Here is a 26,393-nt window from a genome sequence, read left to right as displayed (position 1 = left end):
CAACGCGGCAGGGTGCCGGTTTTGGGGCCTGCTAGGGCCGGTCGGCCCAGGGGTGGGTGAAGACCCACTCGCCGCAGACCAGCCTGCCGTGGGGCGAGGGCGCGGCGCGGTCCACCAGAGGCGCGCCGGGTCCGGGTGCGCCGGGCAGGCGCTCGGCCCGCGCCGGGCAACCCAGGGCGAAGGGCGGCAGGAAGGCCAGGGCCCCGGGGCCGTCCAGGCGCAGGCATCGGCCGTCCAGCGCCATGCAGGCCGCGCAGGCCGGGCCCGGCCCGTCCACGCGGATGCGCACCCAGGGCGCGGCGTCCGCAGTGTCGTTTTCCGGAGCAGGCTTCCGCGCTTCCGCGGCCAGGGCCACGGCCACCAGGGGCAGGGTCGCGGCCTTGACGGCCTCGTAGCGGTCCAGGAAGGCCTGGGCGTGGGCGGCGGGGCTTTCGGCGTCCTCGAACAGGCACCAGACCACCTGCCCGCTCAGGCGGCGCAGGGTGGGGTGGGCTTCCAGCAGGGCGGCGGGCGAGGGCGTCATGGGCCGCCTTGTACATGGCCGGCCCCGCCCCGGCAAGCCCGGCCCCGCGCCTTGTCGTCCGCGTCGCTTCCCTCCTTATGCAGCCTTCACCACTTTCCCCGGGACGTTTTCACCCCGCGCGGCTCTGTCTGCCGCTGTTTTTTCAGTCAGGAATTCCGGCGGGCTGTGATTTTTTTGTTGCGGGTGCAAAATTTTATTCATCATGTTGATTTTGTTTAATAAAAATATAGACGATCGGGCCGTGCCGAAAAATCATTCTGAAATAGTCTGAAAAAGCGGCCTGTTGCAGTGGCGATGTTGCGGGGGGTGCCCCTGGGAGGTGCTTGACTTTTTTCGCGCCGGGGCGCATAGGTGGAATCAATGGAAAGCTCTTTGACAGAGACACGCTTTTGCCAGCACAAGAGGCTCGCTGCTTCTTGAGAATCCGGTACGGCTTCGCGGGCCGTCACGGGAGCGCCGTTTTGCAAGGCGCGCTCCGCCGGAATGAAAAAAACGCAGAAAAACCCGTCCCTGGTTCCACCACACGGGGTTTTTCTTGCGCAACCCCCCGGGTGCATCCGGCCCCCAGGGCCGGTCACTGGCGGCAACGGCGCGTCACAAGGCATCTCCCAGGTTCACCTCCGTCATGGTTGAAGGCCCTGTCCCCGGGCAACGGCACAACGTTCCTGCAACGTCCGTTTTGAACCGGCAACGGCGCGTCCCCGGGCAACGCCCCCAACGCACCACGGACAGTACACGCGTTTCGCAAAGCGGCGCGTCGCAAGGCAACCCTTCAGCACAACCCGGACGACACGACCACGTCGGCTGAGGCCAGTAGGACGGAAATGATCGACGATAACGGCAGCACCCCGCCCCGGACATTCTGAATGCCCGGGGCGGGGTCTTTTTGTTGCGCGGATGGGGGCAGCGGCGCACGGGCCGTTCTGGTCAGGGTCGGGGCCCGGAAATCTCGCGGGGCGTGTCGTCCTCCCTGCCGGGGCTGCCGGGCACCCAGCCGGACAGGGCCCCGGGCTCCGGGGCCCGGCCTGCGGAGCTGCGGGTCTTGAGCAGCGAAACGGCGACGGACACGCCCAGGATGAGCACCGTCAGCAGCAGGGTCAGCTCCGTGGGCATCACGGGCCGGGCGAACCAGGCGTTGACGCCCATCTTCACGCCCACCAGCACCAGCACCAGGGACAGGCCGTACTTCAGGTAATGGAAGCGGTGGATGATTCCGGCCAGGGCGAAGTAGAGCGCCCGCAGGCCGAGGATGGCGAAGACGTTGGACGTGTAGACGATGAAGGGGTCGGTGGTCACGGCGAAGATGGCCGGGATGGAGTCCAGGGCGAAGAGCACGTCGGTGAACTCGATGAGCACCAGGACCACGAACAGCGGGGTCATCCACAGCCGCCCCTGGCGGCGCACGAAGAACCGCCCGCCCTCGTAACCCTCGGTGACCCGGAAATGGCGGCGCATGAAGCGGTTGATACGGTTTTTCTCCATGTCGGGCTCCTGGTCCGCGGCGATGAGCATGCGGATGCCCGTGAAGACCAGGAAGGCGCCGAACACGTAGACCACCCAGTGGAAGGCCTCCAGCAGGGCCGCCCCGGTGAGGATCAGCGTCGCGCGCATGACCAGCGCGCCGAGGATGCCCCAGAAGAGCACCTTGTGCTGACAGCGGGCGGGCACGGCAAAGTGCAGGAAAATGAGCACGAAGACGAAGATGTTGTCCAGGCTCAGGCTTTTTTCGATGAGGTAGCCGGTGAGGTATTCCGTTCCGGCCTTGGGGCCCAGGGCGGCGTAGAGCCCGGCGCCGAAGCACAGGGCCAGGACCACGTAGCCCAGGCTGAGCAGCAGGGCCTCGCGGATGCCGATTTCGCGGCCCTTGCGGTGCAGCACGCCCAGGTCCAGGGCCAGCAGGGTCACGACCAGCAGGTTGAAGCCGATCCACATCCAAACGGTTTCCATGACGTATCGTCCTCGGGTTGCGGTTGCGGTGCGCGGGGTGAGACACGGGGCGGGCGCGGCGCCCGGCGGCGGCCATGCGCCAGGGGCCCGGCGCGGGGCGCCGGGGGCGGCGGGATGCAAGCGGCGTGGACGAAACGGTGGCGCACGGGGCCTCCTGGACGCGTGGTCCGGTTGCGGAGGCCCGGAAAGAAAAACGAGGCCTCCAGCATGACTGCATCATGCTGAAGGTCTCGCTCATCGGCGGGAACCGACGGCAAGGCCAAGTGCCGTGTTTGCGACACCAGTCCTGGTGACCTTGCCCGAAAGAGCTACTCCCCTTCAGTGAAAAAATAGAATACAGGAACGCTTGGAGTTGTCAAGGAGTCCGGGCGGCAGGGCCGTCCGGCTTCCGGGGCCGGGCCGCGCTGGATGCGCGAGCCCTTGCCTTGGCGGCCCGGGGCGGCTACCTTCGGCAAATGTCTATATGGTGTGCGAGATGTCGCCCGGCCCCGTGGCCGGAGAGGGGGAGGCGCAGATGACGGCTGACGCGGCACAGGGAGTGATGCTGGACATGCGCAAGTTCGTGGCCCCGGAGTTCGTCTTCGGGCTGGGGGCTTCGCGCCTGGCGGGGCAGTATTGCCGCAACCTGGGCGCCCGCAGGCCCCTGGTCGTGACCATGCCGGACCTCATGGGCCACGACTGGTTCCAGGCCATCCTGGCCGGGCTGGACGAACACGGCCTGGAGCATGCCATGTTCAGCGCGGTGTCCGAGAACCCCCGCGACTTCGAGGTCGCCCAGGGGGCCGAGCGCTACGCCGACCAGGGCTGCGACGCCATTCTGGCCGTGGGCGGCGGCAGCGCCATGGACTGCGCCAAGGGCATCGGCATCGTCCACGCCAACGGCCAGGATGTGCTGGAATTCGCGGGGGTGGACATGGTCGCCCGGCCCGGGCCGCCCCTGGTCTGCGTGCCGACCACGGCGGGCAGCTCCGCCGACGTGTCCCAGTTCGCGATCATCAACGACACCGCGCGCCGGGTGAAGGTGGCCATCGTCTCCAAGACCGTGGTGGCCGACACCGCCCTGGTGGACCCGGGCGTGACCCTGACCATGGGTCGCGAACTGACGGTGCATACCGGCCTGGACGCCCTGACCCACGCCGTGGAGGCCTACGTCTCCAACGCCAACGGCCCGGTGACGGACCTTTTCGCCCTGGAGGCCGTGCGCCTTGTGGGCGCCCATCTGGGCGCGGCGGCGGACGACGGCCGGGACCTGGACGCCCGCGCGGGCATGATGCTGGCCAGCATGTACGCGGGGCTGGCCTTCTCCAACGCCATCCTCGGCGCCGTGCACGGCATGGCCCACAGCCTGGGCGGCCACTCCGACCTGCCCCACGGCATGTGCAACGCCATCCTGCTGGACCTGGTGGCGGCCTTCAACTACGACGCCGCCCCCGGGCGCTACCGCGACGTGGCCGAGGCCCTGGGCCGGGGCCTGGGCATGGTGCCCGGGCCGGGGCGCGAGGGGGTCGTGGAGATCCTGCGCGCCTTCAAGCGCCGTCTGGGCGTGGACAAGCGCCTGGGCGAACTGGGCGTGCGCCGCGAGGATCTGCCCCGCCTGGCCGAACTGGCCATGCAGGACCCGTGCATGGTCACCAACCCCCGCAAGCCGACCCGCGAGGAGATCGAGGCCCTGTATGCCCAGGCGTTCTGACGGCCCCGGACCCGGCCCTTTGTTCGAGCGGCTCATCGGCCTGGATGAACGCCCGGTCCGGCGCGTTTTCGCACCCGAGCAGCAGACCCGCCTGGAGGAACTGGAGCGCTTCCGTTGCCTGCTGGAGAACATTTCCGACGCCATCCTGGTGGTGGACATGGCCGACGGCACCCTGGTGGACGCCGCCGGGGCCGTGCGCGCCGTCACCGGGCTGGCTCCCGAGGAGGTGCTCGGCCGCAAGATCGACGAACTGCTTCTGGCCCAGACCGCCCAGACCCTGTTTTCCGGGGAGGGCGAGCAGTGCCCCGGCGGAACGGCCGCGGTGCTGCACTCCGGGCTGCGCCACGCCGACGGCACCATCCGCCCCGTGGAGATCAAGGCCCAGCGCGCGGTGTTCGGCACGCAGTGCTACGGGGTGCTGGTGGCCAGCGACATCACCGAGCGCATGCGCACCGAGGAGCGCATGCGCGAGTCGGAAATCCGCTACCGCACCGTGGCCAACCACACCTACGACATGGAGTGCTGGCAGGACCCCCAGGGCCAGATGGTCTACGTCAGCCCGTCCAGCGAGCGCATCACCGGCTACCCGCCCGAGCGCTTTCTGCGCGACCCCGGGTTCCTGGAGTCGCTCATCGTGCCCGACGACCGCGACACCTGGCTTCAGGCCATGAGCTGCCCGGCCGGAGGCGACGCCGAGGAGCTGGACTACCGCATCCGCCGCCGCGACGGCGCCCTGCGCTGGGTTTCCCAGGTCTGCCGCAGCGTTTCCGCCCCCGAGGGCCGCGACCTGGGCATCCGCTTCAGCCTGCGCGACGTGACCGAGCGCAAGCGCGTGGAGGAGCAGTTGCGCCACCAGGCCCTGCACGACCCCCTTACCGGGCTGGCCAACCGCGTCCTGTGCCTGGACCGCATCCGTCAGGCCATGCACCGCGCCGATCGCCGCCAGAACTACAACTACGGCGTGGTGTTCATGGACCTGGACGGCTTCCGGGTCGTGAACCAGAGCCTGGGCCACGAGACGGGCGACGCGCTGCTGGTCGAGGTCGCCCGGCGCCTGCGCCGCTGCGTGCGCCACCTGGACACCCTGTCGCGCTTCGGCAGCGACGAGTTCGTGCTCGTGCTCGAGGAGCTGGAGCGGCCCGGCGAGTCCGTGCGCGTGGTCAAGCGCGTGCGCGAGGAGCTGGCCCGGCCCCTGAGCATGAACGGGCGCGACGTGCGCCTGACGGCCAGCTACGGCATCGTCTCCCTGCCGCGCACCGAGTCGCGGCCCGAGGAAGTTCTGCAACACGCCAACATCGCCATGCACCATGCCAAGGACAAGGGCCGTGACCGCCTGGCGGTGTTTTCGGCGGGCATGCTGGCCCGGGCCGTGGGCCGGCTGGACCTGGAAAACGACCTGCGCCGGGCCCTGGGCGCCCGGGAGTTCATGGCCTATTTCCAGCCCCTGGTGGGGCTGGCCGACGGGCGGGTGCGCGGTTTCGAGGCCCTGGCGCGCTGGGCCCACCCCGGCCGGGGGCTGGTCTGCCCGGCGGAGTTCATTCCCCTGGCCGAGGAGACCGGGCTGATCCACGAACTGGGCATGCAGGTGCTCGACGGGGCGGTGCGGGCCATGGACGCCTGGCGCCGGGCCGGGCTGTGCGCCCCCGATGCCTTCATGTCCGTGAACCTTTCGGCACGCCAGTTCTCCCACCGCGACCTGGTTCCCGGCATCCTGGACATCCTGGCCGTCCACGGTCTGCCGCCGGAGGCGCTGAACCTGGAAATCACCGAATCGGCCATCATGGAAGACCCGGCCTCGGCCATCGACAAGCTCACGCGCATGAAGGAGCACGGCATCCGCCTGAGCGTGGACGATTTCGGCACCGGATACTCGTCCATGAGCTACCTCAAGCGCTTTCCCCTGGATCACCTGAAGATCGACCTGAGCTTCGTGCGGACTATCGATACGGACGCGGAGAGCCTGGAGATCGTCAAGGCCATCGTCAGCCTGGCCCATTCCCTGCGCCTGGGCGTGGTCGGCGAGGGCGTGGAGCGGGCGGCCCAGGGCGACATCCTGCGCGATCTGGGGTGCGAGTTCGGGCAGGGCTATTTCTACTCGCGGCCCCTGGGCCGCGCCGACGCCGAGGCCTACCTCGCGGCCCGCGCAGGCGGGGCCGACGCCTGAAGCCATTCCTTCTTGATGGATTTGCCATATTTGTGCTCTACTGCCCCGGTCGGCACAACCGCAGGCACGAGGCAGGGATGGGACTTTTTGGCAAATTGTTCGGGCGCCGGGGCGCCCCGGCCACTGCGCTGGACGCGGACCCGTACCTGGGGCGCGTGCTCGACGCCGTGCTGGACTACTGCGAATACGCCCTGTTTATGGGCGAGGGCGCGGCGGCCATGGCCGAGGGCGTGGCGCGCCAGCGGCCGGACCGCGAATGCCTGGCCTGCGAACCCGGGGGCGACACCTTCTATTCGGCCACGGCGCGCGCGGCCAGGGTCAAGAATCTCTATCTCTTCAACCAGCGCCCGCGCGAGTTCCTGCTGCACGTGCGCGACGGCAAGCCCTACCTGCTGGAGCGCGATACGCTGGTGGTGCTGCACGTTCCCGGCGGGGGCGCCGAGCGGCGGGTGTTCGACGAAGTGGCCTTCGTGGCCGAGTTTTTCGCGGCGCCGTTCCTGTTGGTGCTGGGTTGCCGGGTGCCCGGGGAGCCGGGCTTCGGGCACGACTCGCACCAGGGGCGCGAATGCTCCCCGGCCAACCTGGCGCCGCACCTGGGGGCGGCCCAGGCCGGGCTGCTGCTGCCCGCCTACGCCGCCCCGGGCGGCCGGGCCCGGGCCAAGGGCTGGTGTCTGCTGCCCCTGGGGCGCAACGCCCACCACCTGCTGCCCGAGGACGCCGCGCACCTGCTGCGCAAGGCCGAGTTCGAGCCCGAACCAGAGCCCGAACCCAAACCCGCCGCCCCCCGGCCCTGAGGCCGTTCCGGCGCCCTCCGCCGCCCGCCCCGCCCACGATTTACAACCCTCCGGCGCGCATGTATCCTGTGCGCCGCTTCGCTCCCGGGGCCCGGCCGCAGGCCGCGCACCCCGGCGCCAACATCGCATACGGAGTCCGCAATGCTCGTTCCCAAGGGTTTTTCCTTTGCCGTGGCCCAGGCCGGGTTCAAGCGCGAGGGGCGCTACGACCTGACCGTGGTGATCAGCGACGGCCCCGCCGCCAGCGCGGGAGTCTTTACCACCAACCTGTTCAAGGCCGCCCCGGTGTTGGTGGCCATGCAGGCCGTGGCGGCCTCGCCCGAGGCCCGCGCCGTGGTGGTCAACTCCGGCCAGGCCAACGCCTGCACCGGCGAGCCCGGGCTGGCCGACTGCCGCGAGAGCCTGGAACTGGTCGGCGCCGCCCTGGGTATCGCCCCCGGGGCCATCCTGCCCATGTCCACCGGCGTCATCGGCCCGCGGCTCAAGCTCGACCGCTGGCGCGCGGCCATGGAGCCCCTGGCGGCCAGTCTGGGCCAGGCCGGGCCCATGGACTCGGCCAAGGCCATCATGACCACCGACACCTTCCCCAAGCTGGCCTGGGCCCGGGTGGAAGGCACCTCCGCCGTGGTCATGGGCATGTGCAAGGGCGCGGGCATGATCTGCCCGGACATGGCGACCATGCTGGGCATCGTGCTCACCGACGCCGCCGTGGACGGCGAGACCTGGCGCCAGATGCTGGCCCAGGCCGTGGACGGGAGCTTCAACCGCGTCACCGTGGACGGCGACACGAGCACCAACGACTGCGTGTTCGGCCTCGCGGGCGGGGCCAGCGGCGTGCGGGTGGCCGACGAGGAAACGGCCCAGGCGCTGTACGACGCCGTGGTCGAGGTCTGCCAGAGCCTGGCCTACATGGTCGTGCAGGACGCCGAGGGCGGCACCAAGGTCATGCGCATCACCGTGGGCGGCGCCGTGGACGACGCCCAGGCCGAACTGGCCGTGCGCGCCGTGGGCCATTCGCCCCTGGTCAAGACCGCCCTGTACGGCAAGGACGCCAACTGGGGCCGCATCGCCGCCGCCCTGGGCCGCAGCGGGGCCGAGTTCGACCCCGCCGCCGTGACCATCGCCATCGGCGGGGTGGTCATCTTCGAGCACGGCCGCCCCGTGGACCTGGACATCGACGCCCTCATGGCCCCGGTGCTGCGCCGCCAGGACGTGGACATCGACGTGACCCTGGGCGACGGCCCGGGCGGCGCGGTGCTCCTGGCCTCGGACCTGACCCACGAGTACGTGTCCATCAACGCCGACTACCGCAGCTAGGAGGGGCCATGACCCGCGAACGTTCCGGCCCCGAGGGCCCGCAGGCCGGGGAGCGCCTGGGGCGGCTGGCCGATTTTCTCTTCGAGGTCGGCATGCTGCGCAAGACCCCGCGCACGGGCTACCAGTTCCTGGGCACGGGCGCGGAAAACGTGGCCGAGCACAGCTTCCGCACGGCGGTCATCGGCTGCGTGCTGGCGCGGCAGGCCGGGGCCGACGAGGCCCGGACCACGCTGATGTGCCTGTTCCACGACCTGCACGAGGCGCGCACCGGCGACTTCAACTACGTGAACCACGCCTACAACCGCTCGGACCGCGTGCGCGCCCTGCAGGACGCCACCCGGGGCACGGGGCTTTCGGCCATGGTGCTCGGCATGTGGGAGGAACTGGAGGGCATGGAGACCCTCGAATCCCGCCTGGCGCAGGACGCCGACCAGATCGACCTGATCCTGAACCTCAAGGAGCAGTCGGACCTGGGCAACCGCTATGCGGACAAGTGGCTGGCCTGCGCCCTGGAGCGCCTGCGCACCGAGCAGGGCCGCGCCCTGGCCCGGCACATCGCCGCCACGGACCATACGGACTGGTGGTTCCTGGGGCAGGATGAACGGTGGTGGAAGAACCGCAACGGCGTGAAGGACGGCCACGCAGGCGAGGAGGACGCGCCCGGCGCGCCCGGCGGGCAGGCCGACGGCGGCAAATGACCCCCCGGCCGGGCCGGGCGCCGGGCCGACCGGGCAGCGACGCGCGCGGGCGCGGGCCGCAGGGCCCGCGCCCGCGTCGTTTCCGGGCGGCGGCCTCAGCCCGCCGGGCCCTCGGGGGCGTCCGGCGCGGGCTGGTCCTCGGTGTACTTGTCGCGGATCGCGGCGATGACCTCGAAGATGTCCAGGAAGGCGTCCACCACGTCGGGGTCGAAGTGCGCGCCGCGTTCCTCGCGCAACAGGGCGAGAATCTTCTCGTCGGGCCACGGCGGCTTGTAGGAGCGCCGCGAGCCCAGGGCGTCGAACACGTCGGCCAGGGCCACGATGCGCGCCTCCAGGGGGATTTCCGTTCCGGCCTTGGGCGGGCCGGGTGCCTGGGCCGGGGCCAGGCCGTCCAGGCGCCCGGGGTAACCCGTGCCGTTCCATTTTTCGTGGTGGTTCAGGGCGATGCTTCCGGACATGGCGTCCAGTTCCGAGGTGGAGTTCTGGAACAGCCGCGCGCCGTAGACGGTGTGCATCCGCATCACGGCGAATTCCTCGGGGTCCAGCCGGGCGGGTTTCTTGAGGATCTTGTCCGAAATGCCGACCTTGCCCACGTCGTGGAGCATGGCCGCCACGCGGATGAGGTCCTTGGTCTTCTTGAGTTCGCGCTCGTCCGTGCCCGCCATCTGGGCGTAGCGGTGGTAGACCTCCGCCGCGTAGGAGCCGACGCGCGTGACGTGGGCCCCGGTTTCCGAGGGGTCGCGCAGTTCGGCCATCTGCATCATGCGCAGGATGAGTTCGCGGGTCATGATCGCCCGCTCGATGGCCACCGAGGCCATGGTCGCCAGCAGGGGCAGCAGGGTCCGCGCCTGGGGGCCGAAGGGCACCGGGCGCCCGGCGTCGTCCTTGGCGTTGATGAGCTGGATGACCCCGGAGACCGCGCCCTGGGAGGTGATCACCGGCAGGGTCAGCATGGAGGTGGTGTGGTAGCCTGTTTTGCGGTCGAAGGCCGGGTTGAAGGCCACCGGGGCGTCGGGGGCCATGGCGTAGGCGTCGGCGATGTCCAGGGCCCGGCCCGTGGCGGCCACGTGGCCGACGATGGAGGTCGAATCCATGGGCAGGGTGAAGTCGGCGTACACGTCCTTGGTGACCTTGCCCTGGCCGATGAGCGTGTCGTTGTGCACGTAGCCGAAGCGCAGGCGGCCGTCCTCCACGAGGTAGACCGTGCCCGCGTCGGCCCGGGCGATGCGCCGCGACTCGGTGAGGATGCGGTCCAGGATGGCGTCCAGGTCCTTCAGGCCGCTCAGGGCTTCGTTGACGGCGAGAATTTCGCACAGGATGTCGGCGCCGTCCGGGCTGGGGGGCGTTGTCTGCATCGGGCCTCCGGCGTAACGGTTTCCAGTTGAATCACTCTAGCCCATCAAAACGTTCCGTACAAGGCATGCGCGGGTTCCCTGCGAACCCCCTGCGGGAAACCGCCGTGCTTGGCTCTGGCAAAGCGCGGCGTTTGATGATAGTTGAGGTGGTTCCTTGGAGGTCCCGGACCGTTGCCCTGGGCGGGCCCGGGGCCGGTCGGGCGCAGGCGGCGCGCCACGGTGGCGCGCCAGAAGACGCGGGGAGCGGATGACTCGTTTTTTTGCGTGGCTTGGCGGCGGGTTTCTGGAAGCCATGGCCGAATCGGGGCGCATGGCCCTTTTGCTGTGGGAGGCGGCCCTTGCGCTGGTCCGCCCTCCGTTGCGCATCGGCCTGTTCTTCCGCCAGATGGAGTTCGTCGGCGTCAATTCGCTGTTCGTGGTCCTGCTGACCTCGCTGTTCACCGGCATGGTCCTGGCCCTGCAGACCTACCACGCCTTCCGGCTGTTCTCCGCCGAGGGGCTGGTGGGCGCCACGGTGGCCCTGTCCATGACCCGCGAGCTCGGCCCGGTGATCACCGCGCTGATGGTCACCGGCCGCGCCGGGTCGTCCATCGCCGCCGAAATCGGCACCATGCGCGTTACCGAGCAGGTGGACGCGCTGACGGTCATGGCCATCAACCCCGTGCAGTATCTGGTGACGCCGCGCGTGGTGGCCGGGCTGGTCATGCTGCCGCTGCTCACGGTGGTGTCCGATTTCGTGGGCATCCTGGGCGGCTATCTGGTGGGCGTGAAGATGCTGGGCATCAACGGCGGCATCTTCATGAACCGCATCTACGAGCTGGTGGAACTGGAAGACATCTACAACGGTCTGGCCAAGGCCGCGGTGTTCGGCGTGATCCTCGCGCTTGTGGGCTGCTACAAGGGCTTTTATACTTCCGGCGGCGCCGAGGGCGTGGGCCGGGCCACCACCCAGGCCGTCGTGCTCGCCTCGGTGCTCATCCTGGCCAGCGACTACGTGCTGACCTCGCTCATGATGTAGGACTACGGACGTGGACCCGATCATCGAACTGCGCGACATCCACAAGAGCTTCGGCGCCCAGCACGTGCTGCGCGGGCTGAATCTGGCCGTGCGCCCGGGCAGCGTGAGCGTGGTCATCGGGCGCAGCGGCGGCGGCAAGTCCGTGCTCATGAAGCACGTCATCGGGCTCATGAAGCCCGACGGCGGGCAGGTGCTGGTGGAGGGGCAGGACACCGTGCCCCTTTCCGAGCGGCGCATGGCCCCGGTGCGCCGCAAGTTCGGCATGCTGTTCCAGGAGGGCGCGCTGTTCGACTCCATGACCGTGGCGGGCAACGTGGCCTTCCCCCTGGCGGAGCACACCCGGCTCTCGCGGCGCGAAATCGCCGCCGTGGTCGAGGACAAGCTGGCCGCCGTGGGCCTTGCGGGCATGGGCTACAAGATGCCCTCCGAGCTTTCGGGCGGCATGCGCAAGCGCGTGGGCCTGGCCAGGGCCCTCGCCCTGGACCCCAAGATCGTGCTCTTCGACGAGCCGACCTCGGGGCTGGACCCGGTCATGGCCGCCAACATCAACGAGCTGATTTTGCAGACGCGCGACGAGTTCGGCGCCACCTGTCTGGTCATCAGCCACGACATCCGGGCCACCTTCGCCATCGCCGACGAGGTTTTCATGCTGTACGATGGCGGCATCATCGCCAGCGGCCCCCCGGAAGCCATCCGCGACAGCGCGGACCCGGTGGTACGCCAGTTCATCCGGGGCGAGGCCAGGGGGCCGATCACCATAGCCTAAGGAGCGGGACCGGACCCCCGGCCCGCGCAACACGGAGTGACGAACATGGCCTTCAAGACGGGCACCGAGATCAAGGTCGGCATATTCGTGTTCCTGGCCCTGGCCGGGCTGGCGTTCATGTCCCTGCAGGTGGGCACCGGCAAGTTCCTGTCCCGCGGAACCTACGAGCTGGTGGTCTTCTTCGACAACGTCACCGGCCTGAAGGTGGATTCCCCGGTGGAGGTGGCGGGCATCGAGGTCGGGCGGATCAGTTCCATCACCCTGGAGGGCGGCCGCGCGCGGCTGACCCTGGAGCTGGCCGGGGCGGTCAAGGTTCCCGGCGACACGGTGGCCAGCATCAAGTCGCGCGGGGTGCTGGGCGACAAGTACGTGGATCTTTCGGGCGGCAGCCCCGACTCCCCGGCCCTGGCCGACGGCGGCACCCTGGCCCGCTCGGACCGCAGCGCCGACCTGGAAGTGCTCTTCCAGAAGGTCGGGCAGATCGCCGACGACATCGGCCTGGTGGCCAAGAGCGTCGCGGGCGTCTTCGGCGGGCCCGAGGGCGAGCAGAACCTGCGCCTGACCTTCGACAACCTGCGCGACCTGACCGTCAGCCTGAACGGCATGGTCCAGCAGAACGTGGAGAGCGTGAACCTCATCGTGGACAACCTGCGCGCGTTCTCCGCGGACCTGAAGCACATCACCGGCGCCAACCGCGACGGCATCGACACCATCGTGGCCAACTTCGAGACGGCTTCGGCCCAGATGAGCCAGACCCTGGAACGCGTGAACTCCGTCATGGCCAAGATCGACGAGGGCCGGGGCGCCGTGGGCCGCATGGTCAACGACCAGGAGCTGGGCGACGACCTGCGCCAGGCCGTGGCCTCCCTGCAAAGCGTGGCCGCGAAGATCGACGAGGGCAAGGGCTCCCTGGGGCGGCTGATCAACGACGACACGACCTCCAAGGAGCTGGACAAGGCCCTGGAAGGTATCAACAAGTATCTGGAAAAGCAGGATACTTTCCGTACGTCTCTGGATTTCCGCTCCGAGGTCCTGGCCGACAGCGGCAACGTCAAGTCCTACCTCGACCTGACCCTGCAACCCGCCGAGGACCATTACTACATCCTGGGCGTGGTGGCCGACCCCGACGGCCGTACCCGCGAGACCGAGACCCTGACGCGCATCTGGACCGGCTCGGGCTACAGCGAGCGCCGCGAAATCGAGGAGAAGACCGAGCGCGACCAGATTCTTTTCAACGCCCAACTGGCCAAGCGCTGGGACGACATCGCCCTGCGCGGCGGCCTGTTCGAGTCCACCGGCGGCGCGGGCGTGGACTACTTCCTGTGGGACGACCGTGCGCGGCTGTACTTCGAGGCCTTCGACTTCGACGACGACGATCCGCCGCACCTCAAGGCGGGCGGGCGGCTGTACTTCCTGAAGAACTTCTACCTCACGGCGGGCCTGGACGACTTCGCTTCCGACGCGTCCTTCTTCGGCGGGGTGGGCCTTTCGTTCACCGACGACGACCTGAAGTATCTGCTTACCAGCGCGCCCCTCCCGGTCAACTAGGCATGTCATGAAGATCGCCGTCATCTCCGACACCCACGCGGGCGCGCCCACGCCCTGGATGCAGGCCGTTTACCAGACCTACCTGGAGCATGCCGACGTGCTCGTGCACTGCGGCGACATGACCGGGCAGGCCTTGTGGTCGTTTTTCATGCAGCACCCGCGCTTCTACGCCGTTGCGGGCAACATGTGCGAGTGGGAGCTGAGCCGGGAGCTGGAACAGCGCGTCTCGTTCAGCCTGGGCGGGCTGACGGTGGGCGCGGTCCACGGCTGGGGGCACGACCGCGAGGTTCTTTCGCGCAAGGTCGTGGAATCCTTCGGCCCGGGCTACGACCTGATCTGCTTCGGCCACACGCATACCCCGGAGTGGACCCGCCACGACGGAACCTGGGTGGTCAACCCCGGCAGCCTGCGCGAGGCGGGCAACACCCCGACCCTGGCCTACGTGCATGTGGCCCCGGACGGCGGGCTGACCCGCGAGGCCGTGAGCGTGCCGCGCATGATCGGCACCGTGCGGGCCGCCGGGTAGCCCGGCTCTCCCCCGAACGTTCGCGCCCTGGCGCAAAGGAAACGGCCCCCTTCCGAGGAAGGGGGCCGTCCTGGTGCATGGTCTGGCGCCATGCGGGCCCGCGGCGGGCCGCGGGGCCGGTGCCCTTAGCCGCCCAGAAGCTGCATGGCCAGACGCGGCAGGCTGTTGGCCTGGGCCAGCATGGCCACGGCCGACTGGGACTTGATCTGCTGACGCACGAACTCGGTCATCTCCGTGGCCACGTCCACGTCGGAGATACGCGACTCGGCGGCCTGGAGGTTCTCGGACTGGATCTGCAGGTTGGAGATGGTGTTCTCCAGGCGGTTCTGCAGGGCGCCCAGGTTGGCGCGGATGTTGTCCTTGGAGACGATGGCTTCGTTCAGGGCCACCAGGGCGTTCTGCGCGGCGGACTGCGTGGAGATGGTGTAGCCCGCGCCACCGGCGGTGGACTGGTTGCCGACGCCCAGGGCCGACGCCGTGGAGGTGTTGATCTGGATGTAGTAGTAGTCCTCGGAGCAGTCGTTGGCCGTGCCGAAGTGGATCTTCATCTTGCCGGTGGACACCAGCCCGGACCCGTCGTGGGTGTTGCCGGAGAGGTTGCCGTTCAGCAGGTAGATGCCGTTGAAGTCCGTGGCGTTGGCGATACGGGTGATTTCCGAGGCCATGGCCTGATACTCGGAGTCGATGATCAGACGCTGGTCGGAGTTGTAGGTACCCGTGGCCGCCTGCTCGGCCAGCTCCTTCATGCGGATCAGCTTCTCGTCGATGATGCCCAGGGCACCGTCGGCGGTCTGGATCAGCGAGATGGCGTCGTTGGCGTTACGGACACCCTGGTTCAGGGCGGAAATGTCCGCGCGCATGAGCTCGCGGATGGCCAGACCGGCGGCGTCGTCGGAAGCGTTGCTGACACGCAGGCCCGAGGACAGGCGGCGGACCGACGTGCTCAGGGCTCCGAAGGACGAACTGAGGTTGCGGGCGGCGTTGGTCGCCATCAGGTTGTGGTTGATAACCAGAGACATGCGGTTTTCCCTCCTTAGAATGGTTTTGCAGCTTCCGTGCTGCGTTCGGGGTTGCGCCGTGTTGCTTACGTATTCGACCGGGCGGCCGGGAAAGTTTAGGGGCCGGATGGAAAAAGACGCGCGGGCCGCGGCGGGCGCGGGCAGGCCCCGGCAGGGGGATCGGGCGCGGAGGCGAAAAGCATCCATGGCCCCGGCGGGCGGAAAAGGGCCGCACCGGGCCGTGCGGGAGCCCGGCGCGGCCCCGAAAGGAAGGCCGCGATTGCGCGGTGCCGGAGCGCGCGGGAGGCGCGCCCGGCCCTAGCCCTCGGCGGGCAGGTCGGGGAAGAGATTGGCGATGATGGCGTCGGAGACGAGCATGCCCGGGCGGGTCAGGCGCAGGTGGCCTCCGGCGAGGCGGATCAGGTCGCGCTGACGCAGGGCGCGCAGCATGGCCTGGTTTTCGGCGGCGAGGTCGCGCCCGGCGGCCTTGCGGTAGGCCGCGAGGTCCAGCCCGCGCGTGGTGCGCAGGCGCAGCATGACCATTTCGCGCAGGCGGGTCTGTTCGTCCAGGGCTTCGGCATCGGTGCCCAGGGTGGCGGCCTGCACGGCCTGGGCGTAGGCGTCCAGGTCCTCGGGGTTCTTCCAGCGCCGGGCGCCCAGGGTGGACACGGCGGCCGGGCCCAGGCCCAGGTAGGGCCTGCCTTCCCAGTAGCCCATGTTGTGGCGGCACTCCAGGCCCATGCGCGCGAAGTTGGAAATCTCGTATTGCAGATAGCCTTCGGATTCCAGGAACTCCCCGCCTTGCAGGTACATGCGCTGCTGCTCGCCCTCGTCGGGCAGCCCCAGGTCCGTTTCATTCGCCTGGCGTTCCAGGGGCGTACCGGGCTCAAGGGTCAGGCCGTAGCAGGAAATGTGCTGCGGGCCCAGGCGGGCGGCCTTCTTGAGGTTGGCCAGCCAGTGGTGCAGCCGCTGGCCGGGCAGGCCCCACATGAGGTCCAGGGACACGACGGGAAAGCCCACGCCCTGGGCCAGACGCACGGCGGCTTCGGCCTGTTCGGCGGTGTGCGGGCGGCCCAGGCGGGTCAGGTCGTTGTCGTCGAAGCTTTGCACGCCCAGGGACAGGCGGGTCACGCCCAGGCGGCGCAGGGTCTCCATCACGGTCCAGTCGGCCACGGACTCGGGGTTGGCCTCCACGCCGAACTCCAGGCCCGGGGCGAAGGCGAAGTTCGCGCGCAGGGCGCGCACCAGCCGCTCCAACAGCGCCGGGGGCAGGAGACTCGGTGTGCCGCCACCCAGGTGCAGCGTTTCCACCCGGGGCCGCTTCAGGCGCTGGCCCCACAGGGCGGCCTCGGCCTCGACCAGCTCCACGTAGCGGCGCATCTGCCCGGGGCCGGGCACCACGGAGTGGAAGGCGCAGTAGTGGCACTTGCGCCGGCAGAAGGGCACGTGGACGTAGAGCAGCATGGTCGGGGCGGTCAGCCCTTGCGCCCGGAGGCGGCGTGGGCCAGGGCCAGCCCGCCCAGGGAGGCCGCCGCGCCGTGCAGGGCGGCGGGCAGGGCGTAGAGCAGGGCCGTGGCTGTGAAATCCGGCGCCAGCAGGTCGGTGTAGCCCCCGCCCGCGACCTGGGCCGTCAGGCCGTAGAGCAGGTAGGGGTAGGCTCCGCCGCTCAGGTAGGCCAGGGCCGCGTAGGCCAGCACATGCAGGGTGCAAAAGCCCGTGGCCGCCAGCAGGCGGTTGGCACGGTAGCGCACGAGGCCCACCAGCAGCGGCGGCAGGGCCAGTCCGGCCAGGTGCAGCGCCCCGGGCAGGTTGCCCGCGCCCAGGTACAGGGCGCCCAGGTAGACGGTGCGGTCGATCACGGGCCGGGCTCCCGGGCCGGGGCGGCAGGGGCTTGGGCGCCTGCGGATTCCCCGCGCTGCGGCGCGCCGGGAGGCGGGCTGTCCAGTTCCTTCCGGTAGCGCTCGTTTTCGCTGTACAGGCAGCCGCAGTACTGCTGGCGGTAGATGCCCCAGGCCTTGGAGGCCTCGATGCCCTCGGTCCAGCCCGTGCGCCAGTCTTCGTAGTGGAAGGCCTGGCCGCCCCCGGCGGCCAGGTCGCGGCCCAGGGCGGCGATGGCCGCGTGCTTCTGGAAGCGGCTGTAGAGCAGGGTGGAGGAGAAGGCGTCGAAGCGGCCCCGGCGGGCGATCTGCGCCGTGCGTTCCAGGCGCATGTGGTAGCAGTAGTGGCAGCGGTTGTCCTCGCGCTGGGCCACGGCGCGGAACCAGTCCTGCGGGCGGTATTCGTCGTCCTTGAACAGCATGGGCACGCCCAGGCGCGCGGCCACTTGCGCGGCCCCGTCGCGGCGGCGCTTGTATTCCATGAGCGGGTGGATGTTCGGGTTCACGAACAGCCCGGTGACCTCCACTCCGGCCTCCAGCAGGCGGCGGATGGGGGCGATGGCGCAGGGGCCGCAGCAGATGTGCAAAAGCAGTTTCATGGCAGGGTTCCGGGCCCGGGCGGGCGCATGGCCCGGCGGCGCGCGGCGCGGGGAGACCCTCCCCGCGCCGCGCCGGGGCCTTATTGCGGCAAAATGGCGATCTGCACGCCGAATTCACGCTCCATGTCCAGCAGCAGGGCGCGCTTGGTGTTGCTGATGTAGGCCATGAGTTCCTGGTCGCAGCGGAAGTCCACCAGGTGCTCGCCGCCATTCTTGCGCAGCTTGCGGCGCAGTTCCTTCAGGGCCTGCACGGCCTGCCACTCCAGGTTGCGCCGGGTGCCCGTGCCGCCGCAGCAGGGGCACGGCTCGGTGGATACGGCCAGGGCCGAGGAGCCCAGGCGCTGGCGCACCAGTTCCAGCAGCCCGAAGCGCGACAGGCGGCCGACATCGGTGCGCGCGCGGTCGTTCTTCATGGCCGCGCGCAGGGTCTTTTCCACGTCGCGGCAGTGGTTTTTGTCCTTCATTTCGATGAAGTCGATGACCACCTGCCCGCCGATGTCGCGCAGCACGAGCTGGCGCGCGATTTCCTCGGCGGCTTCCATGTTGGTCTTGAGCGCCATGTCGCGGAAGTTCTTCTTGCCGCCGATCTTGCCGGAGTTGATGTCCACGGCGGTCAGGGCCTCGGTGGCGTCGATGACGAGCTGGCCGCCGCTGGGCAGGGGCACTTCGCGGCCGTAGATGGCCTGGATCTGCTTGTCCAGCCCGAAGCGCTCCCACATGCCGCGCTCGGGGTCGGCGTGGTGCTTGACCAGGTTGGGGCGGCGCGGGAACACCAGGGCGGCCATTTCCTTGACCTGCTCGGCGGTGTCCTTGTCGTCCACCCAGATTTCGCCGACCTCGGTGGACAGGTAGTCGCGGATGGCCCGCGAGGCGAGGTCCATCTCCTGGTAGCAGATGCAGGGCGCGTCCTGGCTGGTGCCCTTTTTGCGCACGTCGGCCCACAGGCGCTTGAGGAATTTCAGGTCCTTGGTGAGCTGGGTCTTGTTCACGTCCAGGCTGGCGGTGCGCACGATGACGCCGATGCCGGAGCCGAGGTTCAGCTCCTCGACCACCTCGCGCAGCTTTTCGCGCTCCTTGTCGTCTTCGATCTTGCGCGAGATGCCGACCTGCTCGCGGCCCAGGGTGAGCACGAAATAGCGGCCCGGCAGGGAGAGGAAGGTGGTGACGAAGGCGCCCTTGCGGCCCGTGGGCTCCTTGACCACCTGGATGAGCACCTCCTGCCCGGGGCGCAGCACCTTCTGGATGGGCGGATACTTGAAGCCCTTCTTGGCGGGCTCGTCCTCGACGTAGTATTCCTCGTGAACCTCGTCGATCTGCAAAAAGCCGTTGCGCTCGGCGCCGTAGTTGACGAAGGCCGCCTGGAGGTTGGGGTCGATGTTGTTGATGACGCCCTTGTAGATGTTGCCCTTGGTCTTGGCCTGGTGGACCATCTCCACGTAGTATTCGCGGATTTTGCCGTCCTCGGTCAGGGCCACTTCGACCTGTTCTCCGGGCAGCACGCTGATGAACATTTTTTCTTTGATCTTTCTGGGCATGGTCGTACCTCGTGGTGCGAAAACGTTGACGGACGCGGCGGACCCTGCGGCGCCAGCCCGGGAAGACTCCGGGCGCGCCGGGCGGAGGCGGCCTCAGCCCTGCCTGAGGGCGTGGTAGGCGTCCCCGCCGCTGGTGGTCGTCCGCAGCCTGCCCTGGGTTGCCAGGGCTTCCAGGGCCCGGCGGACCGCCTCGGGGGGCAGGTCCAGGGCCTGGGCGAGCTGGGCCGCCGTCTGCGGCCTGCGCTCGATGGATGCGGCCACCCGGTCCTGGGCGGCGCCGTCCGCGTCGGCCGGGCGGGGCGGGTGCCCCTGGCCCGGAGCCGGTGCGGCGTCCGTGGAAAATTGCCTTGCCCCGCCGGGGCGGGGCGTCGTCGTGTCGCCGTGCGGGCCCCGCGCCAGGGGCGCCAGGGCCTCGCGCCAGCGGGCCAGGGCCTCTGGGGCCACCGGCTGCGCTGCGGCCAGGGTGCCGGGCCGGGTCATGCTGACCACGTCCACGCGGTCGGGCCGCAGCCGGGCGATGAACTCGCGCAGCAGGGCCAGGTTCGCGTCGGAGTCGTTGTATCCGGCGACAAGCAGCACCTCCAGCAGCAGGCGGCCGTCGAATTCCTCGCGGAAGTCGAGCAGCCCCCGGGTGAGGGCCGCGAGGTCCACGTCCGGATGCGGGCGGTTCACGCGCCGCAATTCGGCGGGGACCAGGGAATCAAGGGAGGGCAGCACGGCGTCGGCCAGGGCCAGCTCGCGGCGGACCTGCGGGTCGTGCAACAGGGTGGAATTGGTCAGAACGGCGACGGGTGTGTGCGGAAATATGCTGCGGATGCCCTGGATGATTGCGCCCATGTCGCTGTTCAGTGTCGGCTCGCCCTTGCCCCCCAGCGTCACGTAGTCCGGCTCCTGGCGCGTCTGCTCCTTCCAGTGCGCCAGCTCGTCGAGGAGGGTTTTCGCGGGCACGTAGGGTGCGCGCGCCGTGGTCAGCCGGGTCGTGCGGCCGACTTCGCAGTACACGCAGTCCATGGTGCACACGGTGTCCCCGGTCAGGTCCAGACCCAGGGAAAGCCCGAGGCGCCCCGAGCGCACCGGGCCGAATACATATCGATAGGCCAAAGTTGCACGTTCCTCGTAAACCGTTTACCCCGGGAGGGCGAGGCCAGGGCCTTGACGCGGCGGCCACAACCGCCTACCCACCCGCCTGGAGGTCACGATGCCAAATCTTGGTCAATTGGTAATGCTCATCAGCCCGAAGGGCAAGCGATACTTGCGCACCCTGGAAGAGGGCCCCGACATCCACACCGGCGACGGCGTGCTCCGGCTCGCCGATCTGGTGGCCGCCGCCTACGGCGACACGGTGCCGACGCATATCGGCCAGCCCTACCGGGTGCTCAAGCCGACCCTGTACGACTGCGTGAAGCTCGGCATCAAGCGCCAGACCCAGATTCTCTACCCCAAGGAAATCGGCTACCTGCTGGTGAAGCTGGGCATCGGCCCGGGCACGCGGGTCATCGAGGCGGGCAGCGGCTCGGGCAGCTTCACGGCGGCCCTGTCCTTCGCCGTGGGCGAGGCGGGGCGGGTCTACACCTACGAGCGCAGGCCCGAGTTTTCGCAGCTCAACGCCAAAAACCTGCGGCGTATCGGCCTGGGAGCCAACGTGGAGCACCACGTCCACGACATCGCCGAGGGCTTCTTGCAGACCGGGGTGGACGCGCTGTTCCTCGACGTGCGCGAGCCGTGGGCCTATACGGCGCACATCCCGGCGGCGGTGATGCCCGGGGCGCCGGTGGCCTTTTTGCTGCCCACGGTGAATCAGGTCAGCGAGCTGCTGGTGGCCCTGGAGGCCGGGCCCTTCGACGAGGTGGAGGTGGCCGAGGTGCTGGTGCGCCGCTGGAAGCCCGTGCCCGACCGCATGCGCCCCGAAGACCGCATGATCGCCCACACGGGCTTTCTGACCTTCGCGCGCTGCATGGAGCGCCTGGAGGGCGCCGGAAACCTGGGCACCCGCGAGCGCAAGCAGGACGCCGCGCGCAGGCGCCGCGAGGCCGAGCGCGCCGCCCAGGCCGACCCGGACGGCGCGGGCGCTCCGGATGACGCGGACCTGCCCGACGAGGACGGCGGCGAGGACGAATAGCCCACGGCGCAACATTGCGGAATTATTCCAGGAACAGCGGCGGCTCCACCGTAAGGCCGGGGCCGCCGTTTTTCATGGCCTCGGCCAGCACCAGCCGCGCCGGGGCTCCGGCGCGCGGATGCACCAGCCGCAGGCGCTTGGGCATCAGGCGCGCGGCGGCGAGGTCCGCCAGCAGGGCGTCCAGGCGCTCGGCCAGCCCGATGAAACAGGCCCGGCGGCGGTTGCCCAGCAGGTAGGCCGCCGCGCGGGTGAAGTCCGCCGTGGCGGCCCCGGCCGTGAAGCGGGCGGCGTCGCGGCCCGGGTCCGGGCAGCGGCGGCCCGTGCCCGGCTCGCGGTAGGGCGGATTGCAGACCACGAGGTCCACGCTTTCGGGGGCCAGCTCCGGATGCCCGCGCACGGCGGCCACATCGACCGGCAGCGCCCGGCAGTGCGCGCCGAGCCCCAGGCGCGCGGCGTTTTCGTTGGCGCAGGCGACCATCTCGGGGTTGTTGTCCAGCCCGACGACGCGAAGCGGCTCGCGCATTCCGCGCAACAGCAGCGCCAGCCCGACGACCCCGCAGCCGCAGCCCAGGTCCGCCACGCGGTCCACCCCGCGCAGGTCCGTGAAGTCCGCCAGCAGCAGGGCGTCCACCGAAAAGCGGAAGCCGCGTTCGGGCTGGGCCAGCCCGCGCGGGAAAAGGGCCCGCGCCGCAAGCTGCGCGTCGGCCACCGCGCCTACTCCAGGGCCTCGCGGTCGCGCAGGCCCAGCAGGTAGAGGATGCCGTCCAGCCCCAGGGTGGAGATGGCCTGCTTGGCGCCCTTCTTGACGATGGGCTTGGCGTGGAAGGCGATGCCCAGGCCCGCCTTGCCGAGCATGGGCAGATCGTTGGCGCCGTCGCCCACGGCCACGGCCTGTTGCAGGTCGATATTCTCGCGGCGGGCGATGTCCTCCAGCAGCTCGGCCTTGCGCGCGCCGTCCACGATCTCGCCCACCACGCGGCCCGTGAGCCGACCGTCCTCGATTTCCAGCTCGTTGGCGTACACGTAGTCCACGCCCAGGCGCTCCTTGAGCCGCGCCCCGAAATAGGTGAACCCGCCCGAAAGGATGGCCACCTTGTAGCCGAGCTTTTTCAGGTTGCCCACCAGCCGCTCGGCGCCCTCGGTCATGGGGATGGACGCGGCCACCTCCTCCAGCACCGTGGCGGGCAGCCCGCGCAGCAGCGACACCCGGCGGATCAGACTGCCCTTGAAGTCCAGCTCGCCGCGCATGGCCGCCTCGGTGATGCGCGACACCTCGTCCACCACCCCGGCCCGGCGCGCCAGCTCGTCGATGACTTCGGCCTGGATCAGGGTCGAGTCCATGTCGAAGGCGATCAGGCGGCGGTTGCGGCGGTAGACGTTGTCCTCCTGGAAGGCGATGTCCAGGCCCAGCTCCTGGGAAATGGTCATGAACGACGAGCGCAGGGCCTCGCTGTCCGTGGCTTCGCCGCGCACGGTGAACTCCACGCAGGCCCGGCCCGTGCGCGGCGGGTTGACCAGCGAGATGCGCCCCGACAGGCGCGTCACCGAGTCGATGTTCAGCCCGTTGGCGTTCAGCGTGCCCGAGACGCGGGCGATCATGTCCGCGCCGATCTCGCGGGCCAGCAGGGTCACGATATGCCGTTTGCGGCCCTGGGCCGCCACCCAGGCCTCGTGCCGCTCCAGCGGCACGGGCACGAACTTGAGCTTCACGCCCATCTCGTTGGCGCCGTAGAGCAGATCCTTGAGGATCGGCGCCATGCCGTAGCGCTCGGGCACCTCGATGATCAGCCCCAGCGACAGGGTGTCGTGCACCGCCGCCTGGCCGATGTCCAGAATGCGGACCTCGTAGTCCGCCAGGATGGAGGCGATGTGGTGCATGATGCCCGGCTTGTCCTCGCCGGAAATCTTGATCAGGAAAATCTCGGACATGCGGCGTCGCTCCCGTTTCGCAGCCTTGTACCCCAAAGCGCGCCGGGACGGAAGCGCCGCGGCGGGGGCCTGGGTGGGGAAGGATGGCCTCCGGCGGCCAGGGCTCCGCCCTGGACCCGGCAGGGGTTGTCACCCCTGCACCCCGTATGCCGCTCGGGTCTCCGGCTGTCCGGCGGGGGATGTTCAGGCGGGGGAAAACCGGGTTGGCAGGAGGCCTGCGTCCTGTGCCCTCGTTTTCATCCCAAGGGAGCCCCATAGCCCCAGGTAAAAAGGTCTTTTAGGGGAAAGGGGTGGGGGTGCGGGGGAGGGGAAAACCCCCTTTTCTCCTCAAGAAAAGGGGGTTTTCCCCTCCCCCGCCCAGTCTTTTTGCGTCCGCGCCCGTTTAGCGCAGGCGCAGGTCCAGGGTTTCGGGGGTCAGGTCGGAGTGCACGGTGAGGTGCAGCTCGCCGAGAATGCGCTGGAGCAGGGGGCGTTCTTCCTCGGGTTGCTCGACCACGGGGGTGTCGGCCGGGGCGTTGCACATGGCGCGCAGTTCGTCCAGGGCGTCGTCGTAGCCGCCCAGGCGGTCCACCAGCCCGGCTTCCAGGGCCTGGTTGCCGGTAAGGGCGCGGCCGTCGGCGATGGGCCGCAGGGCTTCGACCTCCAAGCCCCGGGCACCGGCCACGTCGGCCAGGAACTGCTCGTGGATGTCGGTGAGCAGGGTGGTCAGGTAGGCGCGGTCGTCGCTGGTCATGGCCCGGAAGGGCGACCCGGCGTCCTTGAGCTTGCCGCTGGTCAGGGCCTGGCGTTTGATGCCCAGCTTGTCGAACAGCCCTTCGAGGTTGGACAGTTCCATGATGACGCCGATGGAGCCGGTGAGCGTGGAGGGGTTGGCCACGATGAGGTGGGCCGGGGCGCTGACGTAGTAGCCGCCCGAGGCGGCCACCGAGGCCATGGAGACGACCACGGGCTTGGCCTGGGCGAGCTTTTGCAGGGCGGCGAAGATTTCCTGCGAGGGCGCCACGGCCCCGCCGGGGCAGTTCACGCGCACGAGCACGCCGAGTACGGACTCGTCGGTACGCAGGGTGTTGATCCACCCGGTGGTGCGTTCGGAGTCGTCGATGATGCCCTGGATGCGCACCACGGCGAGTTTGTCGCCGCCTTCCTCCAGGGAGGCGGCGGTGCCCATGAAGTGACGAAAGGCGGCCACGCCCCCCGCGAGGAGGGACATGGCCGCCATGATGAGCATGAGGCCGAAGAGCAGGGGATGCCTTTGGCTGAAACTACTCTTCGTCGTCACTGTGTTGCGCGTTCAGGTTGGCCCGCAGCAGGTCGCCCAGGTTGGTCCCCGCGGCTTCGCCGGAAGAGGCGGCCGGGCGGAACTCCTTGGAGGAGGGCTTGCGGTCTTCGTCGGTCTTCATCTGCTTGATGGACAGACCCAGACGGCGCTCGTCGGCGCTGACGTGGATGACCTTGGCCTGGATCTCGGCGCCCTCCTTGAACATTTCGGAGGGGCTCTTGATCTTCTTGCGCGAGATCTCGGAGACGTGGACCAGACCCTCGATGCCTTCCTCGACCTCGACGAACAGGCCGAAGTCGGTGATGTTGGTCACCACGCCGTTGACCACGCCGCCCACGGGGTAGCGCGCGGGCACCTGGAGCCACGGGTCTTCGGAGAGCTGCTTGATGCCCAGGGTGAACTTCTCGGCGTCCTTGTCCACGGTGAGGACCTTGGCCTGGACGGTATCCCCGGTCTTGAAGACCTCGTTGGGATGGCGAATCTTCTTGGTCCAGGAGATGTCGGACACGTGGATGAGGCCGTCGATGCCGTCCTCGATGCCGATGAACATGCCGAATTCGGTGATGTTCTTGATGGTGCCCTCAAGGATGGTGCCCTCGGGGTACTTCTCGGCGACCAGATCCCACGGGTTGGGATTGACCTGCTTCATGCCCAGGGAGATGCGCTTCTTGTCCGGGTCCACGCCGAGGATGATGACCTCGACCTCTTCGCCGGTGGAAACCATCTGCGAGGGGTGGCGCAGCTTGCGGGTCCAGGACATCTCGGAGATGTGCACCAGGCCCTCGACGCCTTCTTCCAGTTCCACGAAGGCGCCGTAGTCCACCAGATTGGTGATCTTGCCGCTGAACTTGCTGCCTTCGGGGTATTTCTTTTCGATGTCCTGCCAGGGGTCGGGCACGAGCTGCTTGAGGCCCAGGGAAACCTTCTGGCTGTCCTTGTCGAAGTTCAGAACCTTGAGCTGGAGTTCGTCGCCGAGCTGCACCATTTCCTTGGGGTGCTTGATGCGCTTCCAGGACATGTCGGTGATGTGCAGCAGGCCGTCCAGGCCGCCCAGGTCCACGAACACGCCGTACTCGGTGATGTTCTTGACCTTGCCGGTGACGGTCTGGCTCTCCTCCAGGGTGGAGAGCAGCTCCGAGCGCTTCTTGGCGCGGTCCTCTTCGAGGAGCACGCGGCGCGAGACGATGACGTTGGAGCGGCGGCGGTTGATCTTCAGGATGCGGAATTCGTATTCCTGATCCACCAGGGCGTCCATGTCGGGCACGGGGCGCAGATCCACGTGGGAGCCGGGCAGGAACGCCTCGACGCCGCCCAGGTCCACGGTGTAGCCGCCCTTGATGCGGCGCACGATGCGGCCCTTGATGACGTCGTCGCCTTCCTGGATCTTTTCGATGTCGTCGAACAGCTTCATCCGCTTGGCGCGCTCGCGCGAGAGCACGATGGTGCCGTCGGCCTCGTTCTTGCGCACGACGTACACGTCCACGCGCTCGCCAACACCGACGATGATGTTGCCTTCGGCATCGCGGAACTCGTCCACGGGGATCTGCCCTTCGGACTTGAAGTTCACATCCACCAGGACATGGGTGTCGCCAATGCGGACGACTTCACCCTGGACGATGCTGCCCTCGCCCAGTTCGCCACAATCGGCGATGGGGAGGTAGTCTTCGAGAGCCTTCTCGAAACAGATGTCGTCCATGGACATAGGGGTTTC

At 69.1% G+C, this 26,393-nt stretch carries 23 protein-coding genes; 10 read left to right on the top strand and 13 right to left on the bottom strand.

The features are described from left to right. Positions 1-31: 31 nt before the first annotated feature. Complete coding sequence (locus ACZ5KV_RS04970) at positions 32-523, bottom strand: hypothetical protein (RefSeq protein ID WP_464241243.1); 492 nt, start codon at positions 521-523, stop codon at positions 32-34. 927 nt (positions 524-1,450) lie between these two features. Then, complete coding sequence (locus ACZ5KV_RS04965) at positions 1,451-2,470, bottom strand: TerC family protein (RefSeq protein WP_464241242.1); 1,020 nt, start codon at positions 2,468-2,470, stop codon at positions 1,451-1,453. Positions 2,471-2,984: 514 nt separating this feature from the next. On the opposite strand from ACZ5KV_RS04965, the gene ercA reads away from it, so the two are divergent. The 5 genes from ercA to ACZ5KV_RS04940 all read left to right on the top strand — a co-directional run bounded on the left by ercA (position 2,985) and on the right by ACZ5KV_RS04940 (position 9,133). Beyond that, complete coding sequence (gene ercA / locus ACZ5KV_RS04960) at positions 2,985-4,160, top strand: alcohol dehydrogenase-like regulatory protein ErcA (RefSeq protein WP_464241241.1); 1,176 nt, start codon at positions 2,985-2,987, stop codon at positions 4,158-4,160. Continuing rightward, positions 4,144-6,324: a putative bifunctional diguanylate cyclase/phosphodiesterase gene (locus tag ACZ5KV_RS04955; RefSeq protein WP_464241240.1), complete on the top strand. Its 2,181-nt coding sequence runs from the start codon at positions 4,144-4,146 to the stop codon at positions 6,322-6,324. The genes ercA and ACZ5KV_RS04955 overlap by 17 nt, the downstream gene beginning before the upstream one ends. A gap of 77 nt (positions 6,325-6,401) precedes the next feature. Continuing rightward, on the top strand, positions 6,402-7,118 hold the full coding sequence (locus ACZ5KV_RS04950) for a hypothetical protein (protein ID WP_464241239.1): 717 nt from the start codon (positions 6,402-6,404) through the stop codon (positions 7,116-7,118). Between the two features lie 141 nt (positions 7,119-7,259). Next, entirely contained in the window at positions 7,260-8,435 is a 1,176-nt protein-coding gene (gene argJ / locus ACZ5KV_RS04945) for a bifunctional glutamate N-acetyltransferase/amino-acid acetyltransferase ArgJ (RefSeq protein WP_464241238.1), read from the top strand. An 8-nt stretch (positions 8,436-8,443) separates the two neighbouring features. Continuing rightward, complete coding sequence (locus tag ACZ5KV_RS04940) at positions 8,444-9,133, top strand: HD domain-containing protein (protein WP_464241237.1); 690 nt, start codon at positions 8,444-8,446, stop codon at positions 9,131-9,133. Positions 9,134-9,228: 95 nt separating this feature from the next. Here ACZ5KV_RS04940 and ACZ5KV_RS04935 read toward each other — a convergent pair whose 3' ends face one another. Next, positions 9,229-10,488 (bottom strand): HD domain-containing phosphohydrolase, encoded by a 1,260-nt coding sequence (locus ACZ5KV_RS04935; protein ID WP_464241236.1) that lies wholly within the window; start codon positions 10,486-10,488, stop codon positions 9,229-9,231. A 247-nt stretch (positions 10,489-10,735) separates the two neighbouring features. Between ACZ5KV_RS04935 and ACZ5KV_RS04930 the strand changes: the two genes are divergently transcribed. From ACZ5KV_RS04930 to ACZ5KV_RS04915, 4 genes are read left to right on the top strand one after another with little or no spacing between them, the layout of a single operon-like run. Beyond that, complete coding sequence (locus ACZ5KV_RS04930; protein WP_464241235.1) at positions 10,736-11,506, top strand: MlaE family ABC transporter permease; 771 nt, start codon at positions 10,736-10,738, stop codon at positions 11,504-11,506. Between the two features lie 10 nt (positions 11,507-11,516). Next, entirely contained in the window at positions 11,517-12,272 is a 756-nt protein-coding gene (locus ACZ5KV_RS04925; protein WP_464241234.1) for an ABC transporter ATP-binding protein, read from the top strand. Positions 12,273-12,317: 45 nt separating this feature from the next. After that, entirely contained in the window at positions 12,318-13,820 is a 1,503-nt protein-coding gene (locus tag ACZ5KV_RS04920; protein ID WP_464241233.1) for an MlaD family protein, read from the top strand. 7 nt (positions 13,821-13,827) lie between these two features. Then, positions 13,828-14,346: a metallophosphoesterase family protein gene (locus ACZ5KV_RS04915; protein ID WP_464241232.1), complete on the top strand. Its 519-nt coding sequence runs from the start codon at positions 13,828-13,830 to the stop codon at positions 14,344-14,346. Between the two features lie 125 nt (positions 14,347-14,471). On the opposite strand, the gene ACZ5KV_RS04910 is transcribed toward ACZ5KV_RS04915, so the two are convergent. The 6 genes from ACZ5KV_RS04910 to ACZ5KV_RS04885 form a co-directional block, all read right to left on the bottom strand. After that, positions 14,472-15,365: a flagellin N-terminal helical domain-containing protein gene (locus ACZ5KV_RS04910; protein ID WP_464241231.1), complete on the bottom strand. Its 894-nt coding sequence runs from the start codon at positions 15,363-15,365 to the stop codon at positions 14,472-14,474. Positions 15,366-15,662: 297 nt separating this feature from the next. Continuing rightward, the gene (gene hemW, locus ACZ5KV_RS04905; protein ID WP_464241230.1) at positions 15,663-16,808 is read right to left on the bottom strand and encodes a radical SAM family heme chaperone HemW; all 1,146 of its coding nucleotides are present in this window, start codon (positions 16,806-16,808) and stop codon (positions 15,663-15,665) included. An 11-nt stretch (positions 16,809-16,819) separates the two neighbouring features. Continuing rightward, complete coding sequence (locus ACZ5KV_RS04900) at positions 16,820-17,203, bottom strand: hypothetical protein (protein WP_464241229.1); 384 nt, start codon at positions 17,201-17,203, stop codon at positions 16,820-16,822. Next, positions 17,200-17,820 (bottom strand): epoxyqueuosine reductase QueH, encoded by a 621-nt coding sequence (locus ACZ5KV_RS04895; protein ID WP_464241228.1) that lies wholly within the window; start codon positions 17,818-17,820, stop codon positions 17,200-17,202. Before ACZ5KV_RS04895 ends, ACZ5KV_RS04900 begins: the two co-directional genes overlap by 4 nt. A gap of 80 nt (positions 17,821-17,900) precedes the next feature. Continuing rightward, entirely contained in the window at positions 17,901-19,355 is a 1,455-nt protein-coding gene (locus ACZ5KV_RS04890; protein WP_464241227.1) for an Rne/Rng family ribonuclease, read from the bottom strand. Between the two features lie 93 nt (positions 19,356-19,448). Continuing rightward, the gene (locus ACZ5KV_RS04885; protein ID WP_464241226.1) at positions 19,449-20,456 is read right to left on the bottom strand and encodes a radical SAM protein; all 1,008 of its coding nucleotides are present in this window, start codon (positions 20,454-20,456) and stop codon (positions 19,449-19,451) included. 97 nt (positions 20,457-20,553) lie between these two features. Here ACZ5KV_RS04885 and ACZ5KV_RS04880 point away from each other — a divergent pair, with 97 nt between their 5' ends. Beyond that, the gene (locus ACZ5KV_RS04880; RefSeq protein WP_464241225.1) at positions 20,554-21,474 is read left to right on the top strand and encodes a tRNA (adenine-N1)-methyltransferase; all 921 of its coding nucleotides are present in this window, start codon (positions 20,554-20,556) and stop codon (positions 21,472-21,474) included. A 22-nt stretch (positions 21,475-21,496) separates the two neighbouring features. Here the strand turns inward: ACZ5KV_RS04880 and ACZ5KV_RS04875 are convergent, their stop codons facing one another. From ACZ5KV_RS04875 to ACZ5KV_RS04860, 4 genes are all read right to left on the bottom strand, one after another. Continuing rightward, positions 21,497-22,183 (bottom strand): tRNA1(Val) (adenine(37)-N6)-methyltransferase, encoded by a 687-nt coding sequence (locus ACZ5KV_RS04875; protein WP_464241224.1) that lies wholly within the window; start codon positions 22,181-22,183, stop codon positions 21,497-21,499. Between the two features lie 5 nt (positions 22,184-22,188). After that, positions 22,189-23,403: a phosphoserine phosphatase SerB gene (gene serB, locus ACZ5KV_RS04870; protein ID WP_464241223.1), complete on the bottom strand. Its 1,215-nt coding sequence runs from the start codon at positions 23,401-23,403 to the stop codon at positions 22,189-22,191. 382 nt (positions 23,404-23,785) lie between these two features. Continuing rightward, on the bottom strand, positions 23,786-24,682 hold the full coding sequence (gene sppA / locus ACZ5KV_RS04865) for a signal peptide peptidase SppA (protein WP_464241222.1): 897 nt from the start codon (positions 24,680-24,682) through the stop codon (positions 23,786-23,788). After that, positions 24,666-26,384 carry a 30S ribosomal protein S1 gene (locus ACZ5KV_RS04860; RefSeq protein WP_464241221.1) on the bottom strand — a complete coding sequence of 573 codons (1,719 nt, stop codon included), beginning with the start codon at positions 26,382-26,384 and terminating at the stop codon, positions 24,666-24,668. The genes sppA and ACZ5KV_RS04860 overlap by 17 nt, the downstream gene beginning before the upstream one ends. Positions 26,385-26,393: the final 9 nt, after the last annotated feature.

The sequence above is a fragment of the Desulfocurvus thunnarius genome (assembly GCF_055390965.1).
The sequence above is the reverse complement of the archived record's forward strand: the minus strand, read 5'-3'. Positions and strand labels throughout refer to the sequence as shown.

Coding starts and splice junctions, on each gene's coding strand:
- ACZ5KV_RS04970 (WP_464241243.1), bottom strand. CDS start 523: ATGACGCCCTCGCCCGCCGCCCTGCTGGAAGCCCACCCCACCCTGCGC.
- ACZ5KV_RS04965 (WP_464241242.1), bottom strand. CDS start 2,470: ATGGAAACCGTTTGGATGTGGATCGGCTTCAACCTGCTGGTCGTGACC.
- ercA (WP_464241241.1), top strand. CDS start 2,985: ATGACGGCTGACGCGGCACAGGGAGTGATGCTGGACATGCGCAAGTTC.
- ACZ5KV_RS04955 (WP_464241240.1), top strand. CDS start 4,144: ATGCCCAGGCGTTCTGACGGCCCCGGACCCGGCCCTTTGTTCGAGCGG.
- ACZ5KV_RS04950 (WP_464241239.1), top strand. CDS start 6,402: ATGGGACTTTTTGGCAAATTGTTCGGGCGCCGGGGCGCCCCGGCCACT.
- argJ (WP_464241238.1), top strand. CDS start 7,260: ATGCTCGTTCCCAAGGGTTTTTCCTTTGCCGTGGCCCAGGCCGGGTTC.
- ACZ5KV_RS04940 (WP_464241237.1), top strand. CDS start 8,444: ATGACCCGCGAACGTTCCGGCCCCGAGGGCCCGCAGGCCGGGGAGCGC.
- ACZ5KV_RS04935 (WP_464241236.1), bottom strand. CDS start 10,488: ATGCAGACAACGCCCCCCAGCCCGGACGGCGCCGACATCCTGTGCGAA.
- ACZ5KV_RS04930 (WP_464241235.1), top strand. CDS start 10,736: ATGACTCGTTTTTTTGCGTGGCTTGGCGGCGGGTTTCTGGAAGCCATG.
- ACZ5KV_RS04920 (WP_464241233.1), top strand. CDS start 12,318: ATGGCCTTCAAGACGGGCACCGAGATCAAGGTCGGCATATTCGTGTTC.
- ACZ5KV_RS04915 (WP_464241232.1), top strand. CDS start 13,828: ATGAAGATCGCCGTCATCTCCGACACCCACGCGGGCGCGCCCACGCCC.
- ACZ5KV_RS04910 (WP_464241231.1), bottom strand. CDS start 15,365: ATGTCTCTGGTTATCAACCACAACCTGATGGCGACCAACGCCGCCCGC.
- hemW (WP_464241230.1), bottom strand. CDS start 16,808: ATGCTGCTCTACGTCCACGTGCCCTTCTGCCGGCGCAAGTGCCACTAC.
- ACZ5KV_RS04895 (WP_464241228.1), bottom strand. CDS start 17,820: ATGAAACTGCTTTTGCACATCTGCTGCGGCCCCTGCGCCATCGCCCCC.
- ACZ5KV_RS04890 (WP_464241227.1), bottom strand. CDS start 19,355: ATGCCCAGAAAGATCAAAGAAAAAATGTTCATCAGCGTGCTGCCCGGA.
- ACZ5KV_RS04880 (WP_464241225.1), top strand. CDS start 20,554: ATGCCAAATCTTGGTCAATTGGTAATGCTCATCAGCCCGAAGGGCAAG.
- serB (WP_464241223.1), bottom strand. CDS start 23,403: ATGTCCGAGATTTTCCTGATCAAGATTTCCGGCGAGGACAAGCCGGGC.
- ACZ5KV_RS04860 (WP_464241221.1), bottom strand. CDS start 26,384: ATGTCCATGGACGACATCTGTTTCGAGAAGGCTCTCGAAGACTACCTC.